General features: G+C 64.2%; 18 protein-coding genes and 1 tRNA gene. 15 read left to right on the top strand and 4 right to left on the bottom strand.

Annotated elements, in window-relative coordinates:
* The first annotated feature begins 19 nt into the window (after nt 1-19).
* The 5 genes from VF769_RS03315 to glpK all read left to right on the top strand — a co-directional run bounded on the left by VF769_RS03315 (nt 20) and on the right by glpK (nt 3,677).
* A complete protein-coding gene (locus VF769_RS03315; RefSeq protein ID WP_331006942.1) occupies nt 20-982 on the top strand; it encodes a nitronate monooxygenase family protein in 963 nt (320 codons plus the stop codon).
* 117 nt (nt 983-1,099) lie between these two features.
* Entirely contained in the window at nt 1,100-1,315 is a 216-nt protein-coding gene (locus VF769_RS03310) for a hypothetical protein (RefSeq protein ID WP_331006941.1), read from the top strand.
* 13 nt (nt 1,316-1,328) lie between these two features.
* The gene (locus tag VF769_RS03305; protein WP_331006940.1) at nt 1,329-1,784 is read left to right on the top strand and encodes a hypothetical protein; all 456 of its coding nucleotides are present in this window, start codon (nt 1,329-1,331) and stop codon (nt 1,782-1,784) included.
* Nucleotides 1,785-1,796: 12 nt separating this feature from the next.
* Complete coding sequence (locus VF769_RS03300; RefSeq protein WP_331006939.1) at nt 1,797-2,120, top strand: hypothetical protein; 324 nt, start codon at nt 1,797-1,799, stop codon at nt 2,118-2,120.
* A gap of 69 nt (nt 2,121-2,189) precedes the next feature.
* Nucleotides 2,190-3,677 carry a glycerol kinase GlpK gene (gene glpK / locus VF769_RS03295; RefSeq protein WP_331006938.1) on the top strand — a complete coding sequence of 496 codons (1,488 nt, stop codon included), beginning with the start codon at nt 2,190-2,192 and terminating at the stop codon, nt 3,675-3,677.
* Nucleotides 3,678-3,698: 21 nt separating this feature from the next.
* Here the strand turns inward: glpK and VF769_RS03290 are convergent.
* Together VF769_RS03290 and VF769_RS03285 are read right to left on the bottom strand one after the other, a co-directional pair.
* A tRNA-Lys gene (locus VF769_RS03290) sits at nt 3,699-3,774 on the bottom strand.
* A gap of 58 nt (nt 3,775-3,832) precedes the next feature.
* The gene (locus VF769_RS03285) at nt 3,833-4,210 is read right to left on the bottom strand and encodes a hypothetical protein (RefSeq protein ID WP_331006937.1); all 378 of its coding nucleotides are present in this window, start codon (nt 4,208-4,210) and stop codon (nt 3,833-3,835) included.
* Between the two features lie 542 nt (nt 4,211-4,752).
* On the opposite strand from VF769_RS03285, the gene VF769_RS03280 reads away from it, so the two are divergent.
* The 5 genes from VF769_RS03280 (at nt 4,753) to astB (ending at nt 10,979) form a co-directional block, all read left to right on the top strand.
* On the top strand, nt 4,753-5,781 hold the full coding sequence (locus VF769_RS03280; RefSeq protein WP_331006936.1) for an OmpA family protein: 1,029 nt from the start codon (nt 4,753-4,755) through the stop codon (nt 5,779-5,781).
* Between the two features lie 111 nt (nt 5,782-5,892).
* Nucleotides 5,893-7,176: a hydrolase gene (locus VF769_RS03275; RefSeq protein ID WP_331006935.1), complete on the top strand. Its 1,284-nt coding sequence runs from the start codon at nt 5,893-5,895 to the stop codon at nt 7,174-7,176.
* Nucleotides 7,173-8,207: an arginine N-succinyltransferase gene (locus VF769_RS03270; protein WP_331006934.1), complete on the top strand. Its 1,035-nt coding sequence runs from the start codon at nt 7,173-7,175 to the stop codon at nt 8,205-8,207. The genes VF769_RS03275 and VF769_RS03270 overlap by 4 nt, the downstream gene beginning before the upstream one ends.
* Complete coding sequence (astD, locus tag VF769_RS03265; protein WP_331006933.1) at nt 8,197-9,645, top strand: succinylglutamate-semialdehyde dehydrogenase; 1,449 nt, start codon at nt 8,197-8,199, stop codon at nt 9,643-9,645. Before VF769_RS03270 ends, astD begins: the two co-directional genes overlap by 11 nt.
* A complete protein-coding gene (astB, locus tag VF769_RS03260; RefSeq protein ID WP_331006932.1) occupies nt 9,642-10,979 on the top strand; it encodes an N-succinylarginine dihydrolase in 1,338 nt (445 codons plus the stop codon). The genes astD and astB overlap by 4 nt, the downstream gene beginning before the upstream one ends.
* Nucleotides 10,980-11,036: 57 nt before the next feature.
* Here the strand turns inward: astB and hspQ are convergent, their stop codons facing one another.
* On the bottom strand, nt 11,037-11,360 hold the full coding sequence (gene hspQ, locus VF769_RS03255; RefSeq protein WP_331006931.1) for a heat shock protein HspQ: 324 nt from the start codon (nt 11,358-11,360) through the stop codon (nt 11,037-11,039).
* Nucleotides 11,361-11,609: 249 nt separating this feature from the next.
* Between hspQ and VF769_RS03250 the strand changes: the two genes are divergently transcribed.
* From VF769_RS03250 to VF769_RS03230, 5 genes are read left to right on the top strand one after another with little or no spacing between them, the layout of a single operon-like run.
* The gene (locus tag VF769_RS03250) at nt 11,610-12,650 is read left to right on the top strand and encodes a Ppx/GppA phosphatase family protein (protein ID WP_331006930.1); all 1,041 of its coding nucleotides are present in this window, start codon (nt 11,610-11,612) and stop codon (nt 12,648-12,650) included.
* Entirely contained in the window at nt 12,647-13,348 is a 702-nt protein-coding gene (locus VF769_RS03245) for an RlmE family RNA methyltransferase (protein ID WP_331006929.1), read from the top strand. The genes VF769_RS03250 and VF769_RS03245 overlap by 4 nt, the downstream gene beginning before the upstream one ends.
* A 31-nt stretch (nt 13,349-13,379) precedes the next feature.
* Nucleotides 13,380-13,670: a hypothetical protein gene (locus VF769_RS03240; protein ID WP_331006928.1), complete on the top strand. Its 291-nt coding sequence runs from the start codon at nt 13,380-13,382 to the stop codon at nt 13,668-13,670.
* A 45-nt stretch (nt 13,671-13,715) separates the two neighbouring features.
* A complete protein-coding gene (gene guaB, locus VF769_RS03235) occupies nt 13,716-15,176 on the top strand; it encodes an IMP dehydrogenase (protein WP_331006927.1) in 1,461 nt (486 codons plus the stop codon).
* Nucleotides 15,177-15,212: 36 nt separating this feature from the next.
* Nucleotides 15,213-16,517, top strand: coding sequence for an RsmB/NOP family class I SAM-dependent RNA methyltransferase (locus VF769_RS03230; protein ID WP_331006926.1), 1,305 nt, complete (start codon nt 15,213-15,215; stop codon nt 16,515-16,517).
* Here the strand turns inward: VF769_RS03230 and VF769_RS03225 are convergent.
* The gene (locus tag VF769_RS03225) at nt 16,514-16,768 is read right to left on the bottom strand and encodes a hypothetical protein (protein WP_331006925.1); all 255 of its coding nucleotides are present in this window, start codon (nt 16,766-16,768) and stop codon (nt 16,514-16,516) included. The genes VF769_RS03230 and VF769_RS03225 overlap by 4 nt on opposite strands.
* Between the last annotated feature and the right edge of the window lie 62 nt (nt 16,769-16,830).

Below are 16,830 nucleotides of genomic sequence, written 5' to 3'. Positions count from 1 at the left end.
GCAACAAGGGAGAGTGATGATGGCGCTGCCGCCAATTTTCGACAAGCTACGCCTGCCGGTTGTCGGCGCCCCACAATTCATCATCGCCAATCCCGCTCTCGTGACCGCGCAATGCAAGGCTGGCATCGTCGGTTCGTTCCCTGCGCTCAATGCGCGCCCGGCCGAGTTGCTGGATGAATGGCTGACGCAGATCAAGGCTGACCTTGCGGCGTATGACGCGGCGAACCCAGACGCGCCGTCGGCGCCGTTTGCCGTCAATCAGATCGTGCACAAGACGAACGAACGCCTCGATCACGACGTCGAGATGTGCGTGAAGCACAAAGTGCCGATCGTGATCACCTCGCTCGGCGCCCGCCCGGATGTGAATGACGCAATCCACTCCTATGGCGGCATCGTTTTGCATGACATCATCAATGTCACTTTCGCCAAGAAGGCGCTGGAGAAGGGCGCGGACGGCCTGATTGCCGTGTGCGCCGGTGCGGGCGGTCACGCGGGCGCGCTATCGCCGTTTGCGCTGATCTCGGAAATTCGTGAATTCTTCGACGGCCCGCTCTTGTTGTCGGGCGCGATCTCCACCGGGCGTGGCATTCTGGCGGCGCAGGCGATGGGCGCCGACCTCGCTTATATGGGTTCGGCCTTCATTGCGACCACGGAGGCCAATGCGCCCGAGGCGTACAAGCAAATGATCGTCGACAGCGCCGCGAGCGACATCGTTTACAGCAATCTCTTCACCGGCGTGTCCGGGAATTATCTGAAGGGGTCGATCACCTCGGCCGGCCTCGATCCGGACAATCTGCCGCAGAGCGATCCAAGCAAGATGAGCTTCGGCGGCGGCGAAGGCTCAAAGGCGAAAGCTTGGAAGGACATTTGGGGCGCGGGGCAAGGCGTCGGTTCGGTGCACGAGGTCATTCCGGCCGCTGACCGCATCGCGCGCCTTAAGCGCGAGTACGACGAGGCCAAAAGCGCGCTTTGCCGCGCCTAATCCCGCAGGTCTGTTTCGAAAAACACAAACAACGGCGTGCCCTTAGCGGGGCGCGCCGCGATTCTATCCGACCGGTCGCCGTGCGCGCCTAGGCTTCTTCTCCACGAGAGGAAGCTCATGACCACACAACCCCTAGAGAAATCCGCGATCCAATCGCTGACGCTGCGCAGCGCCGCAGCGATCGCCATCGCCGCCGCCGCCGAGCGCCTCGGCGTCATTCTACCCGATGGGGCGGCCCAGGAGGCCGCCAGCGCGCTCATCGATCTCGTCGTGACGTTCGGTCTGATCGGCGTCGCCGTGGGCCGCACCCGCGCTCGCGCATCCATCACCTAAAGGAGACAATCCCATGCGCAATCCTTTGCGCGCGCTGGCGCTTGCCTGCGCGCTGACCCTTACGCCTGCCTGCGCATCCATGCAGGTTGGCGAGACCCGGATCGAGAACCCAGTCGCCGCCGCCCGCACGCTTGACCAGCGGGCTTACGCAGTGCTGCACACCTATGCGGCGATCATCGAAGAAGCCACGGACATCGTGCGCGATCCGGCGACGCCGATCGGCTTCAAGCGCGCGCTTGGGCAAGCGGAGCGTGTGGCGACGCCGGCAGCGGAGACGCTGCAGATCGCGGTGACAGCCTATGTGCAAGCCCGCGCGGACTTCGAAGCCGCGTCCGGCGAAAGCCAGCCCACGCTGGAGCGTGCGGCAATCGCGCTCACGATTGCAGCGCGTCGCCTAAGCGAAGCCGTTCTCGCGGCTGACGCGCCCATCTCCGAACTCGAAGACCTCGTCCGTGCGCGTCGCGGCTAAGGAGCACACATCATGCTGAATTGGATTATGCAGCTACAATTGCTGCTCGCCGCTTTGTCGACGTTTCTGCCCTTGGCGCCGAGCGAGTCGCGCGAACGCATCGCTGACGTGCTCGACGCCGCCGCCAAGGCGCTCGCCGCTGGCGGCGCGATTGCCGGCAACATTGACGACCTTGCCGTCAAGCTCGCGGCGGTCCGCGCCGAAGTCGAAGCCATGGTCGCGGCGGGGCGACAGGTGACGGCGGATGAGCTGGACGTGGCGATGGCGCGCGTGCGCGCCGCTTCCGCCAATTTCCGCGCTGCCCTCGAGACTGCGGAGGCCGCCGCGCGCGGATAGCGCCGGTCCCGCGCGGGGAGGCGCTGGTCCATGGTTGACCTGGGCGCCTCCCCGCCTTCTTCTGCGCCTATGAGCACACACATCCTCGCTATCGATCAAGGCACGACCTCGACCCGCGCCATCGCGTTCGATCTGTACTTCAATCCTGTCGCCGTCGCGCAAATCGAGCTTAAGCAGCATTACCCCCAACCGGGATGGGTCGAGCACGACGCGGAAGAGATTTGGGTCGCGACGCTCAATGTCTGCCGCGATGTTATCGCAAAGGTTGGGGGCGCGACGAATGTTGCCGCCATTGGAATCACCAATCAGCGCGAAACGACCGTCATATGGGATCGCAAAACCGGCGCACCCGTGCACAAGGCCATCGTATGGCAGGACCGACGCACGTCCGAACTCTGCGCCGGGCTCCGCGAAGCTGGGCATGAAGCGCGCGTGCAGAAAACTACGGGTCTTCTGCTCGACCCCTATTTTTCCGCAACGAAGATTGCGTGGATTCTGGATCAGGACGCGTCGCTGCGCACTCGCGCGGAAAAAGGCGAACTCGCGTTCGGCACGATCGACGCGTTTCTCGTGTGGCGTCTCACAAACGGCGCTTCGCACATAAGCGACGTCACGAACGCCGCGCGCACTTTGCTGTTTGACATCGCCGAGCGCGATTGGAGCGACGAGATGTGCGCGCTCTTCAACGTGCCGCGCGCGCTGTTGCCGAAAACCGCCGCTTGCGACGCCCATTTCGGCGATACGGACACGCAGCATTTCGGCCGTCCGATTCCCATCCACGGCATGGCAGGCGATCAACAGGCCGCGCTCGTGGGGCACGGCTGCCTCAAGCCGGGTATGGCGAAAGTCACCTATGGCACCGGTGCGTTCCTCGTCATGAATATGGGCGATGCGCCGCCGCATTCGCGCAATCGATTGCTGGCGACCGTCGGCTATCAGGCAAAGCAGGATTTTGCTTACGCGCTCGAAGGTTCGATCTTCTCCGCCGGCGCAACAATGCAATGGCTGCGTGACGGACTAAAGCTCATCAAGAATTCTGCCGAGTCTGAAGCGATCGCGGCGGCCCTGGCGGACAATGGCGGCGTTTATCTCGTGCCGGCGTTCGCCGGCCTCGGCGCGCCGCAATGGAACGCGGAAGCGCGTGGTACGATCATTGGTCTCACCCGAGACTCGCGCTTGGATCACATCGTCCGCGCCGGTCTGGAGGCCGTCGCTTACCAAACCGCCGATCTCCTTGAGGCTCTGCGCGCGGACGGCGCGCCGCCGATCAAATCGTTGCTGGTCGATGGGGGCCTTACGGCCAACAATTGGGCGATGCAGTTTCTCGCCGACATTTGCGACGTCGAGGTAGCGCGCCCCAAATTTCAGGAAGTCACCGCGCTTGGAGCGGCGAAACTCGCGGCCCTTGGCGCGGGCCTGATCGGTTCGCTCGACGGTGCGGGCGCCGGCGATACTGTGCGCTGGGCTCCGCGCATGGACCGGAGTGCGCGCGAGGAAACGAAAATCGGCTGGCGGAAGGCTGTGGCAGCGGCCCTGGCGGCGACAAAAACTGAATAGATCGCGAGCGAGCGGGGCGCTTGGTGAGCCCGGCGGGATTCGAACCCGCGACCCTCTGATTAAAAGTCAGATGCTCTACCGACTGAGCTACGGGCTCGCGCGCGAGGGCGTGCACTTAAGCCGACGCCCGCGCGCGCGCAACCTGTAGCCTGGATTTAGTCGCCCGAGGGGCCATCGATCGTCGGCGGAGGTGCGTCTGGCTCGATCGCGGTCGCAGGTGGCGGAACTGGCTCCAGCGGCGCCGCTGGCGCAGCCGCGGGCGGCGAATTCGCGGGCGCAGCGGGCGCCGGTTCGCGAGTTGTGGGCCCATTCCCCAGCGGCGCGCTGTCGGGGGCGCGCGCTTCCGCAAAGGTCTGTTCTTCCGCGGCGGGGACGAGCGAGGCGGTCTGCGGCGCACTCACGAAGTTCAGGTAGCCCCAGGTGGCGCCAGCGAGCAGCGCACCCAAAATCGCCACCCGGACGAATGCACCGCTCTTGTCCGTGTGCCGTGGCGGCGGTGCGTATGGATCCTGGTCTTTTTCAGGGGTAGTCATGACAATCTCCGCTTGAGGGGTTCGCCAAGCCAACCCCTCCCAACGCCGAAGGGTTCCGATCACAGACCCGTGTGGTCGAGGCGCAACATCGCTTGGGAAATGAATTCCACAGGCGCCCAAGATACTTGGCGCACCGCCCCATCCCTGCACAAAGTGCGATCACCTTCTTGGTTCGGCGGGGGACGTCCTCGGGTATTCGCCTGAGAGGATGCGCGCAGGGGCGATGAGGGGATGGGGCCGCGTCGGGAGGGGGCGCGGCCCCTTTTCTCTCTCCTTGTCAGGCTCGGACCTGCTGTCGCACCGGCGACACGCAGCGCTGGTAAAGTGAGGCGAAATAGCCCGAAAGGGCAGTGGTGGACCGTTAATCTAGTGGACGCCGCCGCCCAAAACATTACAGGGTTATTTGGACTGACGTTCGGGAACCAAAACGCACGTTTATCGTTCGGTAACGGCGTTGGGCTTCTTAGGACTACGCAGGCGGGAGTGGCCGGGCTCGTTCCGGCATGCCCTTGCTCAGGGGAAATTCGGTAAGAGGGATGATCATGAAATCACGCATCACCAAGACCGTCGCGCTTGCGGCGCTGATGGCCGGCGCCGGTGGCGTCGCCCACGCGACTGAGGGCTGGTACGGCCGCGCCGACGTTGGCTACAGCATCGACGCCAGCCTCGATGGCGACGTGGACGGCGACGAGCTGAAGACGGATCTTGAAGGCGATTGGATGGGCGGCCTCGGTCTTGGCTACGCCTTCCAAAACGGCTTCCGCGCTGAAGGGGAACTCGGCTTCCGTTACAATGAAGCGGATGGCACGCTCGATGGCGGGGACATCACGGGCTATGCCCGCTCGTGGTCGGCAATGGCCAACCTGTATTATGACTTCAACCGCGGCGGTACGATCGAGCCGTACCTCGGCGTCGGTGTCGGCGCAGCGCGCATTGGCGCAGGCGTTGACGGGTTCGGCAGCGATCAAGACACGGTTCTGGCGTATCAAGCGCTGGCTGGTCTTGCTTTCAGCCTCACTGAGCGCCTCGACCTCGACGTCGGCGTTCGCTACTTCACCGCCCCGGACGCGGAATTTACCCTCGCCGGTTCGGAAGCCTCGGCTGACTATGAGCACACTGCGGCCACGATCGGCCTCCGTTGGCAATTCGCTGGCGCCGAGCCGGCGCCGGTCGTTGTGCCGCCGCCGCCGGTAGCGCCGCCGCCGCCGCCGCCGCCGGTTGCTGTTGCCTGCCCGACGTCTGAATTCGTCGTGTATTTCGAGTGGGATCGCTCGAACCTGAACCAAGCCGCGTTGGAAACGATCGACGCCGCCGTGAACCGCGCACGTCAGTGCAACGTCTCGGGCGTTGTGGTCGTCGGCCACACGGACACGTCGGGCTCGCCGACCTACAACCAGGGCCTGTCGGAGCGTCGTGCTTCGGTGGTGCGTGACGCTCTCGTGGCGCGCGGCATCGGCGCTGGCGCGATCACCACGCAGGCGCGCGGTGAAACCGACCTGGCCCGTGCGACCCGCGACGGCGTGCGTGAGCCTCTGAACCGCCGTACGGCGGTGACGATCAGCTTCCGCTAATCGTTCGCCTCAACGGCTAATCCTAAGCGCGGGCCCGGCCAAAAGCCGGGCCCGTTGCTGTTGGCGGTTGCTTTGTCGCCTATGGGAATGGGGTGGACAGGGACATGCCGCATGGGCAAGTTCCGGCGCATGTCGGCCGATAAAATCAACGCGCTGGCCTCCACGGAGTGGGGCGCCGATGCGGTGCAATTGCTGTGCGAAATCGACACGCAAACTGAAGCGCTCGCCGCCCGCACTGAGGCATGGTCCGCGACCAACTCGGGCTCGTTCGAACTCGCTGGCCTCGCCTCGATGCGCGCGTCGTTGCTCGACGCCGTGGCTGTGCTGCCGGGCGCGCCGGAGGAAGTGGCGCTTGCGCCGTCACAACGTATCCGACCCGACGGGGAGGTAGCGCACATCGAGCACGGCGCTTCAATCCGTGTGCGCGTGCGGCCCGAAGCGCCGGTGCAAATCGCGCTCACCGGCCATTACGATACCGTCTTTCCCGCCGCGCACGCGTTTCAGAAGCCATGGCGCGAAGGCGAACTCATACATGGTCCGGGCGTCGCCGACATGAAGGGTGGGATCGCCGTGATGCTTGCCGCGCTGGAAGCGTTCGAGCGTTTGCCGGGCGAGAAGCGCGTCGGCTACGAAGTCTTGCTGAACCCCGATGAAGAGATTGGATCTCCAGCCAGCGCGCCATTGCTTGCGGCCCTTGGCGCGCGTGCGCACCTCGGCATGACTTATGAGCCGGCGATGGCCGACGGCGCGTTGGTCGATGCACGCAAAGGCTCCGCCAATTACAGTCTGGCGATACGCGGTCGCGCTGCACACGTGGGCCGCGCCTTCAACGACGGTCGCAACGCCGTGGTTGCCGCCGCTGGTGCCGCTGTGGCGCTCAATGCACTCAACGGCCAACGCGACGGTGTCACTTTCAATGTGGGCGCAATCGACGGCGGCAGCGCCGTCAACGTTGTGCCGGAGGGCGCGGTGCTGCGATTCAACGTGCGCGCGCCGGATGCGGCAAGCGCCACATGGGGCGAAGCCCAAGTTGCGCGCATCGTCGCCGAGACCAATACGCGCGATGGCATTAGTGCGCATCTGCACGGCGGCTTCACCCGTCCGCCCAAGCCGCTCAACGATCAGCAACGCACGATGGTGAATTGGACCCGCAAGGCTGGCGAAGCGCTCGGGCTCGATCTGAACTTCCGCCCCTCTGGCGGTGTCTGCGAAGGCAACAATCTCGCCGCCGCGGGTTGCCCCAATATCGACACGCTCGGTCCGTGCGGCGGCGGCCTGCACAGCGATCAGGAATTTGCGCTGATCCCAAGCTTTGCCGAGCGGGCCAAGCTTTCCTTCCTGCTGCTCGCTGGCGTCGAGCGCGGCCTGTTTGACGTGCGGAGCCTGCGCGCATGAGCGGGCCAACCTACGTCATGCGCGCGGCCGGTCCGGCCGATATGGGCGGTTTCCAGCAATTGCGCGAGATCGCTGGAGCGGGCTTCACCAGCCTCATGCTCGATGACCAGGCGATGGCGGAAAAGCTCGCGCTTTCCGAAGCGAGCTTTGCGTCAACGGCGGAGAACCCGGGCGCCGAACGCTATTTCATGGCCCTCGAGCACCTTGCGAGCGGCCAGATCGCCGGCTGCTGTGGTGTGAAGGCGACGATTGGCGAAACCCCGCCGTTCTTCAATTTCCGCGTAATCACCGAGGCGCAATCCTCTGCTGTCGTCGGCAAACGCTTCGACATGCGCGTCCTGATCGGCGTGAACGATTTCACGGGATGCACTGAGGTCGGCTCGCTGTTCGTGCGCCCGGAGCATCGCACAGGCGGCATCGGCCGAGCACTAGCGCAGAACCGCTATGTGCTGATGGCTGCGCAACCGCAGCGCTTCCGCGATCAGGTCGTCTCCGAATTGCGCGGTGTGGTGTCGGCGGAAGGCGTGTCGCCATTTTGGGAAGCCGTGGGCCGTCACTTCTTCCGCATGGATTTCTCCGAAGCCGACAAGCTCAGCGCTATCACCGACAACCAATTCATTCTCGATTTGATGCCGCAGCATCCGATCTACGTGGATCTGCTGCCCCAAGCCGCGCGCGAAGTGATCGGCAAGTGCCACAATGCGGGCGAGGGCGCTGAGCGGCTATTGCAGTGGGAAGGTTTTACCTTCTCCAACGTCGTCGACATTTTCGATGGCGGTCCGCTGATGAGTGCGCCGCGCGATCACATCCGAACGTTGCGTGAGACCAAGCGCGTGCGCCTTGAAGCGGCGCAATTGGGTCCCAATTCGAAGCGTGCGCTGGTCGCGACGCCGCGGATCCAAGGCTACCGATGCGTCTCCGCGCGCGCGACGCTCAACAACGGCACGGCGCAGGTCGATGAGGCGACGCTCGCTGCGCTTAAGCTTGAGAGCGGCGCTGAGGCTCTGATCTGGGTGGAAGATGCGAACTGAACTCTATATCGGCGGTGTGTGGCGCGAAGGCGGCGGCGCGGTTTTCACCTCGCATGATCCGGCGACTGGCGACAAGGTTTGGGAAGGTCGCGAAGCCAACACAGATGATGTCGCCGAGGCGATGGCCGCGGCGCGGCTCGCGTTTCCAGCCTGGTCGCGCCGCCCGCTTGAGGAGCGCCTCGCCATCGTTCGCGCGTTCGGCAAGGCGATCGAAAGGCGCGCCGACGAGATCGCGCGCACGATCAGCCGCGAAATGGGCAAGGCGCTCTGGGACGCCAAAGGCGAAGTCCAGGCCATGATCGGCAAGATCGAAATTTCGATACGCGCCCAAGCTGAACGCGCTGGCGACCGCGAGGAGAAGGCCGCCTTCGGCGCTATGACTCTTGCACACCACGCGCACGGCGTGCTGGCGGTGTTCGGGCCGTTCAACTTCCCCGGCCATCTGCCGAACGGCCACATCGTGCCCGCGTTGCTCGCCGGCAATTGTGTCTTGTTCAAGCCTAGCGAAATCACCCCAGGTGTTGCGGCGCTGATGGTTGAAGCTTGGGAGGAAGCCGGCCTGCCTGCCGGCGTTCTCAACCTCCTGCAAGGAGGTCGCGCTGCCGGCGCCGCGCTGCTCGACTCGCACGGCCTCAACGGTGTGCTCTTCACTGGCTCCGCCCACACCGGCGCATTCATCCACAAGAAGTTCGCCGGCCGGCCGGATGTGGTCCTGGCGCTTGAACTCGGCGGCAACAATCCGCTGATTGTCTGGCCGCCGGTTGACGCCGAAGCCGCCGCCAATCTGATCGTGCATTCGGCGTTCGCCACGAGCGGCCAGCGCTGCTCTTGCGCGCGCCGGCTGATCGTACCTCAAGGTGCGGAAGGCGACGCAATTGTCGCGGCATTGGCGGAGCTGACGGCCCGGATCGCCGTGGGTCCCGCAACGCAAACACCTGAGCCGTTTATTGGTCCGGTTGTGAATGCGCAATCCGCTGAGCGCGCGGTGAAGGTGGAGCAGGGCTTGCTCGCCGCGGGCGGAAAATCGATCGTGCCGCTCAAGCGCGCAGGCGCGTTCGTGCACCCTGGTATCGTCGATGTGAGCGGCCTCACACCGCCCGACGAGGAATTGTTTGGCCCGTTGCTCCAAGTATATCGCGTCAACGATTTCGACCACGCGCTCGACATCGCCAACGCCACGCGTTTCGGCCTCGCGGGCGGGCTGATTAGTGACGATCCAGCGCTTTGGGCGCGGGTGAAGAATGAAATGCGCGCCGGCATCCTCAATTGGAATCGCCCTACCACCGGCGCCTCTAGCGGCATGCCGTTTGGCGGGCCGGGACTCTCCGGATCGCTGCGTCCCAGCGCATATTACGCGGCGGATTACGTGGCTTATCCTGTAGCGACGCAGCTCGCGGAAAAGGCTGCGCCGATTCCAGCGCCCGGTCTGCCGTCGTGAGCGCGGAGGAGATCAATTTCGACGGGCTAGTTGGCCCGACGCACAATTACGCGGGCCTCTCCGAGGGCAACCTTGCGTCGGCCCGCAATCGCGACATGGTCGCGCGGCCGCGCGACGCGGCGTTGCAGGGCATCGGAAAGATGCGCCGCTTGCGCGCACTGGGCTTGAGCCAAGGCGTGTTGCCGCCGCATGAGCGGCCAAACATCTCCTGGCTGCGCTCACTCGGCTTCGCGGGGTCCGATGGCGAGGTCTGGGAAAGGGCCTGGACGAGCGAACCCAACATTGGCCGCGCTGCCCTCGCGGCCTCTGCGATGTGGGCGGCAAACGCCGGCACGATTTCACCGAGCGCCGACTGCGCTGACGGCAAGTTGCACGCCTCCGTCGCCAATCTGCAGACCATGCTGCACCGCTTGCTTGAAGCGGAGCAAACAGAGCGGGCGCTGAGGCGTTTGCTGCCGGACGAACAGCACTTCGCCGTGCATTCGGCATTGTTGGCGCATGATGCGCTCTCGGATGAGGGCGCGGCCAATCATATGCGCATGGCGGCAAACCCTGGTGCGCCTGGCGTTGAGATTTTCATCTACGGTCGTCGGGCCAGCGAACAGCGCATCGGTTTTCCAGCCCGCCAAACGCTCGAAGCCTCACAAGCCATCGCGCGTCGGCACACGCTCGACTTCGATCGCACTGTGTTCGCCAAGCAATCCGCCAAGGCGATCGATGCCGGCGCCTTCCACAATGACGTCGTCGCCGTCGCGCACGAGTGCGTGCTTTTCCACCACGAGGAGGCGTTCGACGACAAAACAGCGCTGTACGCCGAAATCCGCGCCAAGGCGCAGGGTTTCGAACCCGTCTTTGTGGAGGTCCCATCCGCGCGCGTTAGTCTTGAAGACGCGGTCACGTCCTATCTCTTCAATTCGCAGCTCGTACGCTTGCCGGGCGCCAAGTCGCTTACGCTGGTCGCGCCGAGCGAGACGCGCGAAAATAACCGCACCGCTGAATTTGTCCGAGAGATGGTCGCTGCGCCGGGAGCTGCGATCGGGCAAGTGGAATACGTCGAAGTCCGTGAAAGCATGCGCAATGGCGGCGGTCCGGCGTGCTTGCGCCTACGTATCGTCATGACCGCGGAAGAACGCGCCGCCGCGGCGCAAGGCTTCTTCCTGACGGACGCGCTCGCCGATGCGCTCGAAGCCTGGGTGACAAAGCATTATCGCGAGGAACTCGCTCCAGCGGATCTCGGCGATCCTGCGCTCGTCGGCGAAACGCAAACCGCGCTCGACGAACTCACGCGCATCCTCCCGCTCGGCGGGGATTTCTATCCGTTTCAGCGTGCGTAAAGACAGGCGCACAGCAGCTGCGGGGGACAGCTGCTGGCGCCCTGATGGCGGCCCGGATTAGTTCAGGCTTTCCGGCCTCAACTTGTAGCCGCCGTCGTCCGTCTCATCGAACAGAAGCTCGATCTGCGGGTGCTCGACCGGCTCGCCGCTATCGTCGGCGACCAGATTCTGCTCGGAGACGTACGCGACGTAATGGCTGTCGGAATTTTCGGCGAAGAGGTGGTAGAAGGGCTGATCACGCTTCGGCCGCACCGGCTCGGGAATGGCTTCCAGCCATTCCTCGGTGTTGGAAAATTCCGGGTCCACGTCGAAGACTACGCCCCGAAACGGGAATAGCTTGTGGCGCACAACTTGGCCGATGGAGAATTTCGCTTGCTGCATTTTCTCCTCCTTCTCAACCTCCTCTGAAATCTCTCGCAGAAATAACGTATGTAGGCGTAACGCAGCCAACAAGGGTTGGCGCCGTAGGAGGTCCCGGAACACGAATATGTGTGTCGAAACGGGCGCTCAGCCCTCTGAACCGGGCGAAATCCAGGCAAAACCAGTGTCGCGAGGGCCGGATTGGGCTAGCATTGCAGCTGAAATGGCAATTCGCGGGCAGGGTCATGCTGCGCCGCCGGAATGGTTAAAATGAACAAGTCTGGGCGGGCGCAGCCGTCGCGGAGCGACAGGCGCCCCGGCCCACGGTCGCGTGCGCCGCTCTATGCGGCGCTCGATCTGGGCACCAACAATTGTCGGTTGCTGATGGCCGCGCCCGATGGCGCGGGTGGTCTGCGCGTGGTTGATGGCTTCTCGCGCATCGTGCGTTTGGGCGAAGGCCTGGCTCATACTGGCCGGTTGAGCGAAGGCGCGATGGCGCGCGCTTATCAAGCGCTCACCGCATGCGCGGAACGCATCGAAGCGCGCGCTCCTATCGCCGTCGGTTGTGTCGCCACGCAAGCCTGCCGGGCAGCGGCGAACGGCGACGTGTTTCTCAACCGGGTGCGCAAAGATCTCGGCCTGGATTTCCAGGTCATCAGTGCGGAGGAGGAGGCGAAGCTTTCTGTGCTTGGCTGCGCAAGCTTGCTCGAGCCCCACGCCGAACATGCGATGATCGTGGACATTGGCGGCGGGTCGACGGAAGTCTCCTGGGTGTCGCCGCATGACGTGCTGCAGGGCGGTCTTGAGGCGCCGATTGTCTCTTGGGGCACGTCGCCGATGGGAGTGGTCACGCTGGCCGAGGAAGACCCCGAACCCGAGAGCAACAAGCGAGAATGGTACGAAGCGCTCGTATCGCGGCTGGCCGAAGCCGTGCTGAAGATCGGCGACGCCCAGCATTTGCGGCAGGCCTTCGCCGAAGGCCGCGGGCATATCATTGGCACGTCAGGCACGGTGACCAGCCTCGCCGGCGTCTATCTCGATCTGCCGCGCTATAGTCGCCAACGCGTGGACGGCATGTGGTTCGATGTCGCCGATTGCCGGGCCACCATCGCCAAGCTGCTCGCGCAGACTCGCGAAGAGCGTGCGCAGAACGCCTGCATCGGCAAGGACCGCGCCGACCTTGTGGTGATCGGCGGCGCCATTCTGGACGCTGTGCTGCGCGTTTGGCCCGCCACACGCATTCGCGTTGCAGATCGTGGCTTGCGCGAAGGCGTGCTGATGCGGCTCATGGCGCAGAAGGGCGCAGCATGAGCGACGAGGACGAACCCAAGCGTCGTTGGACGGGTAAACCTGCTGGCGGCGGCGGTGAACGCCAGATGGCGACGCGCGTCAAGAACAAGAAGGTCAAGGAAAGTTCACGCAATTGGCTGAAGCGTCAATTGAACGATCCTTACGTGGCGAAGGCGCGCGCTGAAGGCTACCGGGCGCGTGCAGCGTACAAACTGATCGAGCTCGATGAGCAATTCCATTTCATGAAGCGCGGCGCGCGCGTGATCGATTTGGGCGCAGCGCCTGGCGGCTGGCTGCAAGTTGCCGTCGCGCGCGGGGCGTCGAAAGTTGTCGGCGTTGATCTGCTGCCGATTGAGCCGTTGCCCGGCGCAGAGCTCTTTCAGATGGATTTGCTTGCGCCTGAAACGCCCGGCGTGCTGATAGAAGCGCTCGGCGGTCAGCCCGACATCGTGCTCTCCGATATGGCCGCCAACACAACCGGCCACGCCCGCACCGACCAAATCCGCACCGGCGCCCTCGCCGAAGCCGCGGCCGAATTCGCCATCGAGCATTGCGCGCCCGGCGGCACATTCGTGACCAAGGCCTTCCAAGGCGGCCTCGACAGCGCCCTGTTGGCGAGGCTGAAGCAAGCTTTTACCAACGTCAAACACGCAAAGCCCCCCGCCAGTCGCGCCGAGAGCGCGGAAATCTACGTGGTGGCCATGGGGCGGAAAGGGTGAGGATTTGAACTCTGCCCTCGTAGGACGTTTGATGTACTTGGCGGCGATCGGTTCGCTTTCTGTCGGAGCGCTCATGGTTGTTGAGCGTTTTGTTTGGCGGTGGTTTCAGGACCAAAAGTTCGGCGAGCCAATAGCCGGGCCATCCATTTCGGTCGATAGTTTTTGGCTTAGCTTTCCTTGGGGCGTGATCACTCTGGCGCTCATCTGGTTCGGTCGGTCGCTGCCGCTTAAGCATGCCAAATCTGTTCTGACGGCCGTGTTGGCGCTTGAGCTGGGGGCCATTTGGTGGATGGCTGCCGCCTATGGGACAGCATCTTGGTGAGCACGCGCTCTTGCCAAGCTTGTTGAGAATCTCTACCAGCCGAACATGGAAATCCGTGACGCTCTGACTTTTGACGACGTGCTCCTCGAACCGGGCGCGTCCGAAGTGATGCCCGCCGACGTCAACACGGCCACGCGCCTGACCCGCGGCATTACCCTCAACATTCCGCTGATCTCGGCCGCGATGGATACGGTCACCGAAGCGCGGCTGGCCATCGCCATGGCGCAAGCCGGGGGCCTCGGGGTCATTCACCGCAACATGACGCCTGAGGAGCAGGCCGATCAGGTGAAGATGGTGAAGAAATTCGAGAGCGGCATGGTGATCGATCCAATCACCATCCATCCGGACATGACCATTGGCGAAATCATCCTGATCAAGGAGGCGCGGAGGATTTCCGGCTTCCCGGTTGTGGATCGCGACAGCCGCAAGCTCGTCGGCATTCTCACCAATCGCGATATGCGCTTCGCCGACATGAAAGAGCGCGTCGCCGACGTGATGACGAAGGACAATCTCGTCACCGTACGCGAGGGCGTGAACGAGGGTGAGGCGAAGAAGCTGCTGCACAAGCATCGCATCGAGCGCGTGATCGTGGTTGACGATGCGGGTCGTGTTGCGGGCCTCATCACGGTGAAGGATTTCGAGAAGGCGCAGGCTTTCCCGAACCGGGCGAAGGATGAACAGGGGCGCTTGCTTGTTGGCGCCGCGTCGACGATTGGCGATGCGGGCTTTGAGCGTTCGCTGGCGCTGATCGAGGCGGGCGCGGACGTTGTCGTGATCGATACGGCGCATGGCCATTCGAGCGCGGTGCTTGCGGCTGTGAACCGCATCAAGCGTGAATCGAACAAGACCCAGATCATCGCGGGCAACGTGGCCACCGCGGATGGCGCCAAAGCGCTGATCGATGCGGGGGCCGATGGCGTGAAGGTCGGCATCGGGCCGGGGTCGATCTGCACGACGCGTGTCGTGGCGGGCGTGGGCGTACCGCAACTCACGGCGGTGATGGATGCGGCCTCGGCGGCGCGCAAAGCCGATGTGCCGGTAATCGCCGACGGCGGCATCAAATTTTCCGGCGATCTGGCGAAAGCTTTGGCGGGCGGCGCGGAGGCGGCGATGATCGGCTCGCTGCTGGCGGGCTCGGAAGAAGCGCCGGGCGAGGTGCATCTCTTCCAAGGCCGTTCGTACAAATCCTATCGTGGCATGGGCTCGCTCGGCGCCATGGCGCGCGGTTCGGCTGACCGCTACTTCCAAAAGGAAGTCACCGATCAGATGAAGCTGGTGCCGGAGGGCATCGAAGGTCGCGTGCCATTCAAGGGCCCGGTGGCGAACATCGTGCACCAATTGATCGGCGGTCTGCGGGCTTCGATGGGCTATGTCGGCGCGGCGAATTTGAAAGAGATGCGCGAGAAGGCGCGGTTCGTGAAAATCACGAGCGCGGGCCTGCGCGAAAGTCACGTGCACGACGTCTCGATCACGCGCGAGGCGCCAAATTATCCGCTTGGCGGCTAAGGCCGTCTCACCCATTTCTTTGTAGGGGTTCCTCCCATGCGTCCCGGCGCCCGCCAGCAGGCGGCTATCGAAATTCTTTCTTCGCTTGAAAACCAACGCCAGCCCGCCGCCGACGCGGTGAAGGCGTGGATGCTCTCGCACCGCTTCGCCGGTTCGAAGGATCGCGCCGAGATTGGCGATCTCGTGTTTGGCGCGCTGCGCTGGAAGCAATCGAGCGCGTGGCGCATGGGGGCGGACGATCCGCGTGCTTGGGTGTGGGGTGCGTTGTGCTGGGGCTTCGGCTGGAGCGCCGAGCAGATCGAGCAGAGCACTTATAACGATCCGCACGCGCCGTCGCCGCCGACGGAGGCAGAGCGCGCAGCGCTCGCGAGCGCGACGCTCGATGGCGCGCCGGCCCATGTGCGCGGCGATTATCCCGAATGGTTGGATGAAAGCCTCGCGCGAATGTTTGGCGAGAGCCGAGCCGAAGAGGGCGCAGCGCTTGCCGCGACCGCGCCGCTCGATCTGCGGACCAATGTGTTGAAGAGCACGCGCGACAAGCTGATCGAAGCGCTGAGCGAAAGCCCGAAACTGAAGGAGCCGCCGCTGGCTTCGCCACACACGCGCGAGGGCGTGCGTATTCCGTGGTCGCAAGGGCGCAATTTTCCATGGGCGACGGAGCAGGCCTTCGTCAAAGGCTGGTTCGAGGTGCAGGACGAAGGCAGCCAGATCGCGGCGCTGATGTCGGGCGCAAAGCCTGGCATGCAAGTGGCGGACGTGTGCGCCGGCGGGGGCGGCAAGACGTTGGCGCTGGCGGCGTTGATGCAGAATAAGGGGCAAGTGTTCGCGCATGACGTCGATGGGCGTCGCCTCGCGCCTGTGAAGGAGCGCGCTGATCGCGCCGGCGTGCGCAACGTGCAAATCCGCGCACCGATGCGCACGAAGGACGCGCTGGACGATTTGCGCGAGCGCATGGATGTGGTGTTCGTTGATGCGCCGTGCACGGGCTCGGGCACATGGCGACGCAACCCAGATTCCAAATGGCGGCTGCGACCGAATGCGTTGGCGAAGCGGCTTGAGGAGCAGCGTGACGCGTTGGCGCTGGGCGCTGGCTTGGTGAAGCCGGGCGGGGTGCTGATCTATGTGACCTGTTCGGTGTTGCCGGAAGAGAACGAAGATCAGGTGCGCGCGTTTGCGGGCAATGGATTTGCGCCGATGAGCGTGGCCGAATTGAAGGCGCGGGGCGTCGAAGCGGGCATGAACGCTGATGCGCCGATGCATGATCGCGGCGTGGGCGTGCAGATGACGCCGCTGACGACGGGCTGCGACGGCTTCTTCGTTGCGGGCCTGAGGCGCGTTTAGACTTCGACGTCGACCAAGAGGCCCTTGCGCTTGCCGCGCCGATAATCTTGCTGTTCGCGCGCGAAACGGTCGCTGGCGCGCTTCTTGTCGCTGGCCGCGCCCGGGTCGACGCGCTGGCGTTCTCGCACCAAGTCGCGCTGCGTGACCGCGGCGCCAAACTCGGCGGCCGTGCGCTGGTTCGCGTCGCGCTGATCGCGTGACGGCGCGCCTTGCGGCTGGGCGATCGCCTCGATGCCGGTTACCAGTGCCATGCTCACATAATTACACATCTAGGTTAGTGCTTCGTTTACGCATTGTAGAAATTTCGCGCCGA

The sequence above is a fragment of the Vitreimonas sp. genome, assembly GCF_036392335.1.
Taxonomy (GTDB): domain Bacteria; phylum Pseudomonadota; class Alphaproteobacteria; order Caulobacterales; family Aquidulcibacteraceae; genus Vitreimonas.
The sequence above is the reverse complement of the archived record's forward strand: the minus strand, read 5'-3'. Positions and strand labels throughout refer to the sequence as shown.

Bases quoted from the DNA above. Each gene is read 5' to 3' on its own strand.
- VF769_RS03315 (WP_331006942.1), top strand. From the start codon at position 20: ATGGCGCTGCCGCCAATTTTCGACAAGCTACGCCTGCCGGTTGTCGGC.
- VF769_RS03310 (WP_331006941.1), top strand. From the start codon at position 1,100: ATGACCACACAACCCCTAGAGAAATCCGCGATCCAATCGCTGACGCTG.
- VF769_RS03305 (WP_331006940.1), top strand. From the start codon at position 1,329: ATGCGCAATCCTTTGCGCGCGCTGGCGCTTGCCTGCGCGCTGACCCTT.
- VF769_RS03300 (WP_331006939.1), top strand. From the start codon at position 1,797: ATGCTGAATTGGATTATGCAGCTACAATTGCTGCTCGCCGCTTTGTCG.
- glpK (WP_331006938.1), top strand. From the start codon at position 2,190: ATGAGCACACACATCCTCGCTATCGATCAAGGCACGACCTCGACCCGC.
- VF769_RS03285 (WP_331006937.1), bottom strand. From the start codon at position 4,210: ATGACTACCCCTGAAAAAGACCAGGATCCATACGCACCGCCGCCACGG.
- VF769_RS03280 (WP_331006936.1), top strand. From the start codon at position 4,753: ATGAAATCACGCATCACCAAGACCGTCGCGCTTGCGGCGCTGATGGCC.
- VF769_RS03275 (WP_331006935.1), top strand. From the start codon at position 5,893: ATGGGCAAGTTCCGGCGCATGTCGGCCGATAAAATCAACGCGCTGGCC.
- VF769_RS03270 (WP_331006934.1), top strand. From the start codon at position 7,173: ATGAGCGGGCCAACCTACGTCATGCGCGCGGCCGGTCCGGCCGATATG.
- astD (WP_331006933.1), top strand. From the start codon at position 8,197: ATGCGAACTGAACTCTATATCGGCGGTGTGTGGCGCGAAGGCGGCGGC.
- hspQ (WP_331006931.1), bottom strand. From the start codon at position 11,360: ATGCAGCAAGCGAAATTCTCCATCGGCCAAGTTGTGCGCCACAAGCTA.
- VF769_RS03250 (WP_331006930.1), top strand. From the start codon at position 11,610: ATGAACAAGTCTGGGCGGGCGCAGCCGTCGCGGAGCGACAGGCGCCCC.
- VF769_RS03245 (WP_331006929.1), top strand. From the start codon at position 12,647: ATGAGCGACGAGGACGAACCCAAGCGTCGTTGGACGGGTAAACCTGCT.
- VF769_RS03240 (WP_331006928.1), top strand. From the start codon at position 13,380: ATGTACTTGGCGGCGATCGGTTCGCTTTCTGTCGGAGCGCTCATGGTT.
- guaB (WP_331006927.1), top strand. From the start codon at position 13,716: ATGGAAATCCGTGACGCTCTGACTTTTGACGACGTGCTCCTCGAACCG.
- VF769_RS03230 (WP_331006926.1), top strand. From the start codon at position 15,213: ATGCGTCCCGGCGCCCGCCAGCAGGCGGCTATCGAAATTCTTTCTTCG.
- VF769_RS03225 (WP_331006925.1), bottom strand. From the start codon at position 16,768: ATGGCACTGGTAACCGGCATCGAGGCGATCGCCCAGCCGCAAGGCGCG.